The organism is Gilliamella sp. Fer1-1, from assembly GCF_001690825.1.
Classification (GTDB): domain Bacteria; phylum Pseudomonadota; class Gammaproteobacteria; order Enterobacterales; family Orbaceae; genus Gilliamella; species Gilliamella apicola_C.
In genome coordinates, this window is record NZ_LZGX01000086.1 from 1 (window position 1) to 4,622 (window position 4,622).

Below are 4,622 nucleotides of genomic sequence, written 5' to 3' on the forward strand. Positions count from 1 at the left end.
TTAATATACAGAAAATTAATTGAATATTTCATTTACTCAAGCATTGTTAATAAACTAGGGACGGCTATAGGCATGCATGCTATTGGTAAATTAAATTTAAGAAACAAGGTTTTATTAATCAAGTGAATAACAAGGGATTGGCGGTAATTGATCAATCGGTTACAGATAAAAAACACCACTCGCTAACGTAATTCAACAAATACCGTTAACTTGTCTAATAATGTAAAACGCCATAAATTATAGGGTGACGCTATTATTCTTTATACAAAAAATTCAAGTTTTTTTGCTAAACGATAACGCCATTCTAATATAAAAAAACCGACCCTAACAGGTCGGTTTATAAATTTATGTTTGCTTACTGTTTAGCTTCAATATTATCACCAACTAAATCCAAATGAATGGTTTTACCTGGGACTAATTTGCCTGACAGTATTTGTTGCGCTAATGGATTTTCAATCTCTTGTTGAATTGCGCGTTTTAACGGTCTTGCACCATAAATTGGATCGAAGCCCACTTTAGCAAGATGTTCAAGCGCTGCATCAGTAATATCCATTTGGTAACCACGTTCATCTAAGCGTTTTTCAACATGCGCCAACTGAATTTTTGCAATCGCTTTGATGTTTTCTTGACCTAATGGGTGGAATACCACTGTTTCGTCAATACGATTAATAAATTCTGGTCTAAAATGTTTAGTTACAACTGTCATTACTAGAGCTTTCATTTCGTCATAACTTAGATCAACTTGACCTTGAATTAAGTCAGATCCTAAGTTTGATGTCATAATTATGACGGTATTACGAAAATCAACCGTGCGACCTTGACCATCCGTTAAACGCCCATCATCTAATACTTGCAGTAAGATATTAAAAACATCTGGATGCGCTTTTTCAACTTCATCAAGTAATATCACTGAGTATGGACGACGCCTTACCGCTTCGGTTAAATACCCCCCTTCTTCATAACCAACATAGCCTGGAGGTGCACCAATTAAGCGAGCAACGGAGTGTTTTTCCATAAACTCTGACATATCAATACGTACCATGGCATCTTCGCTGTCAAACATAAAGTTAGCCAGTGATTTGCAAAGTTCGGTTTTACCGACCCCTGTTGGTCCTAAAAAGAGGAACGAGCCAATTGGTTTATTAGGATCAGAAAGCCCAGCCCGACTACGACGAATCGCATTAGCTACAGCAACAACCGCTTCATTTTGACCTATTACACGTTTATGTAAGGCATCTTCCATATGTAATAATTTGTCTTTTTCGCTCTCAAGCATTCTAGAAACTGGAATACCGGTCGCTTTAGACAACACCTCAGCAATTTCGTTATCAGTCACTTTGTTGCGCAATAACTTCATTGTTTTGCCTTCTAACTGTGTTGCTGAAGCAAGTTTCTTTTCGAGTTCTGGAATTTTACCGTATTGTAATTCAGACATTTTATTCAGATCACCAGCGCGACGTGCTTGCTCTATTTCAGTACGTGCTTTTTCAAGTTCAGCTTTAATGCTTTGCGTACCCGAAACAGCCGCTTTTTCTGACTTCCATTCTTCTTCAAGTGATGCATATTCTTTTTCTTTTTCAGAAAGTTCATCATTTAGCATCTCAAGACGTTTTTTACTAGCATCATCAGACTCTTTTTTAAGCGCTTGCTGCTCAAGTTTGAGTTGAATAATACGTCTTTCAAGTCGATCTAACGATTCCGGTTTTGAATCCATTTGCATACGAATACTTGATGCCGCTTCATCAATTAAATCAATCGCTTTGTCAGGTAACATACGATCAGAAATATAACGATGCGATAACGTTGCCGCAGCGACAATGGCTGGATCGGTAATTTGCACATGATGATGCAATTCGTAACGTTCTTTTAATCCTCGCAAAATAGCAATCGTGTCTTCAACAGTTGGCTCGGCAACATACACTTTTTGAAAACGACGCTCTAACGCAGGATCTTTTTCAATATATTGGCGATATTCGTCTAACGTTGTTGCACCAACGCAATGTAATTCCCCTCGAGCCAGTGCTGGTTTTAACATATTACCAGCATCCATTGCACCATCGCTTTTTCCTGCACCAACCATGGTATGGATTTCGTCAATAAATAATATAATACGGCCTTCTTCTTTCGCTAAATCTTTAAGTACGGCCTTTAAACGTTCTTCAAATTCACCACGATATTTTGCACCTGCAATCAAGGCACCCATATCTAATGATAAAACGCGTTTATTACGCAATCCTTCAGGTACTTCACGGTTAACGATACGTTGTGCTAATCCTTCAACAATAGCGGTTTTACCTACGCCCGGCTCACCAATTAATACGGGATTATTTTTAGTACGACGTTGTAATACCTGAATAGTTCGACGAATTTCTTCATCACGCCCAATAACAGGATCAAGTTTGCCTTGTTCTGCTCGTTGCGTTAAATCAATGGTATATTTTTTCAACGCACCGCGTTGATCTTCTGCATTAGGATCATTCACGTTATCACTACCTCTTACTTGATTGACGGCTTGGCTAAACTTGTCTTTATTGACACCTGATTTTTTAAGAATATCACTTAGGCTCCCTTTATCTTCTAAAGCTGCTAAGATAAAGAGCTCTGATGATATATAACTGTCACCATTTTTTTGCGATAATTTATCGCACAGATTAAGTGTACGGACAAACTCTTGTGATGGAATAACCTCCCCACCCACACCCTGAACTTGCGGTAATCGATCAATCGCCTGAGTTAATTCTTGTTGTAAAATAGCTACATTTGCACCCGCTGAAGCTAACAATGGCGCTACACTGCTGCCTTCTTGATTAAGCATGGCTGATAGAACATGCACAGGCTCTATATATTGATTGTCTTTACCTAATGCCATTGACTGCGCATCAGCTAAAGCTTGTTGAAACTTGTTTGTTAATTTATCTAACCTCATCGTATTTATCTCCTGAGCAATAGATTTGAGTTAAACGTGTATACATTCAACCCATTTGCATGATATCTAAATGAGTGTTGCAACCTAAATTTCAAGAGCAAATTTAAAATATTTTTTATAAAATTTGTACAGTAAATTAGCGAGTATTTAAAAAACTTAATTAGCATCAAAATAAAGTTGTTTGCAATATATAAATACACGTTCAACCAGTGTTGAAAGATGACAAATCAACTTTTATCCATTATATTAACACCTTTATTTTGTTAGGCGTGCTAACCGTGGTTCGTAACCCATCCCACGTAAAAAAACTAGGAATACAACATGTTCAAAATAGCCAAAGAGTTTCAATTTGATGCTTGTCATATGCTAGATGGACACAATAAAAAGTGTCATAACCTGCATGGTCATACTTACCGCTTATTAGTCGAAATTAGCGGTGATCTTATCGATAGTGGTTCAAGTCAAGATATGGTAATGGATTATGCCGATCTAAAAATGATTGTTAAAAAGTATATTGTCGATCCTTTTGATCACGCTTACCTTTATAATCAAAATAATAGAAATGAGTGCCGTATTGCTACATTATTGCAAGAAATGGATCGCAAAGTCTTTGCCTTACCGTGCCGAACAACTGCAGAGGGGATGAGTAAATTTATTTTTGATTGCTTATCTAAATATTTGCCTGTTTCGATGATCAAATTATGGGAAACACCAACTTCATATTGTGAATATTATCGGAGCCCAAAATGATCGAATTTCGCATAGTTGAAATCTTCGAATCTTTACAAGGCGAAGGTTATAATACGGGAATGCCTGCTATTTTTATCCGCTTTGCAGGCTGTAATTTAAATTGTGCTTGGTGTGATACTAACTTTCGCCAATTTACTCGATTTACCTTAGAGGCATTAATAGCAAAAGTAAGCGAATACAAAAGTAAAAACATTATTATTACAGGGGGTGAACCCACTAGGGTTAAAGCGTTACCACAGCTACTTTTGCCATTAAAAAATGCTGGTTATTTTATTGCCATTGAAAGTAACGGTCTTGGCAAAGTCGATGCGCTTATTGATTATATTGCCCTCAGCCCGAAATTTTGCTACCAGTCGCACTATCAAAAAATAGTCCAACCAACAGCCAATGAAGTGCGAATTGTTACCGAAAACCACCGTGATTTTATTGCTTTTTGCCAATATATCGAAACTCAAATACAGGCAAAACGCTATTATCTTTCACCTTGTGAAAAAGATGGTGCATTCAATATATTTGATACCATAAAACTACTGGGAAAAATTAACGAAAATCGATTAGATAATAAATGGTTATTGAATATACAAAGTCATAAACTTGCAGATATTGAATAGTGTCTATTTTTCAATCTAACTCGTTAAATATTGGAGAATGAGATTGAATAGAAATTTTTAAATAAAAAGATAATGAAAGTTAATTAGATAAGTCACTATTTGCTTAAATTAATAAAATAACTTCATTTTGCTCCATTCTTTAGTGGTTTTTGTTGGTATGAAGTGGCTTTATGTCGATTCTTTAAGCTTTGCTAGTAAAAAGGGGTATTGATAATCACAAATGTTCTCCAAACACATAATCCACAAAATAAGTTTATTTTTTTGTTTAAAAATTATTCAGAAAAGACATTGATTTTATTTAATTTTTTTGTAACCCTAAATATACTGACAAATAA

3 protein-coding genes and 1 riboswitch are annotated in these 4,622 nt (G+C 35.9%); of the genes, 2 read left to right on the plus strand and 1 reads right to left on the minus strand.

The window, feature by feature from the left end:
• Nucleotides 1-355: 355 nt before the first annotated feature.
• Nucleotides 356-2,926 carry an ATP-dependent chaperone ClpB gene (clpB, locus tag A9G28_RS09780; protein WP_065580552.1) on the minus strand — a complete coding sequence of 857 codons (2,571 nt, stop codon included), beginning with the start codon at nucleotides 2,924-2,926 and terminating at the stop codon, nucleotides 356-358.
• A gap of 272 nt (nucleotides 2,927-3,198) precedes the next feature.
• A riboswitch (PreQ1 riboswitch) is annotated at nucleotides 3,199-3,244 on the plus strand.
• Nucleotides 3,245-3,247: 3 nt separating this feature from the next.
• On the opposite strand from clpB, the gene queD reads away from it, so the two are divergent.
• Both queD and A9G28_RS09790 read left to right on the plus strand, forming a co-directional pair.
• Nucleotides 3,248-3,676: a 6-carboxytetrahydropterin synthase QueD gene (gene queD / locus A9G28_RS09785; RefSeq protein ID WP_065566749.1), complete on the plus strand. Its 429-nt coding sequence runs from the start codon at nucleotides 3,248-3,250 to the stop codon at nucleotides 3,674-3,676.
• Entirely contained in the window at nucleotides 3,673-4,287 is a 615-nt protein-coding gene (locus A9G28_RS09790) for a 7-carboxy-7-deazaguanine synthase QueE (RefSeq protein ID WP_065580553.1), read from the plus strand. Before queD ends, A9G28_RS09790 begins: the two co-directional genes overlap by 4 nt.
• The last annotated feature ends 335 nt before the right edge of the window (nucleotides 4,288-4,622 follow it).

Excerpts from the sequence above, each read along its gene's own strand:
- A9G28_RS09790 (WP_065580553.1), top strand. The coding sequence starts at position 3,673 with ATGATCGAATTTCGCATAGTTGAAATCTTCGAATCTTTACAAGGCGAA.
- clpB (WP_065580552.1), bottom strand. The coding sequence starts at position 2,926 with ATGAGGTTAGATAAATTAACAAACAAGTTTCAACAAGCTTTAGCTGAT.
- queD (WP_065566749.1), top strand. The coding sequence starts at position 3,248 with ATGTTCAAAATAGCCAAAGAGTTTCAATTTGATGCTTGTCATATGCTA.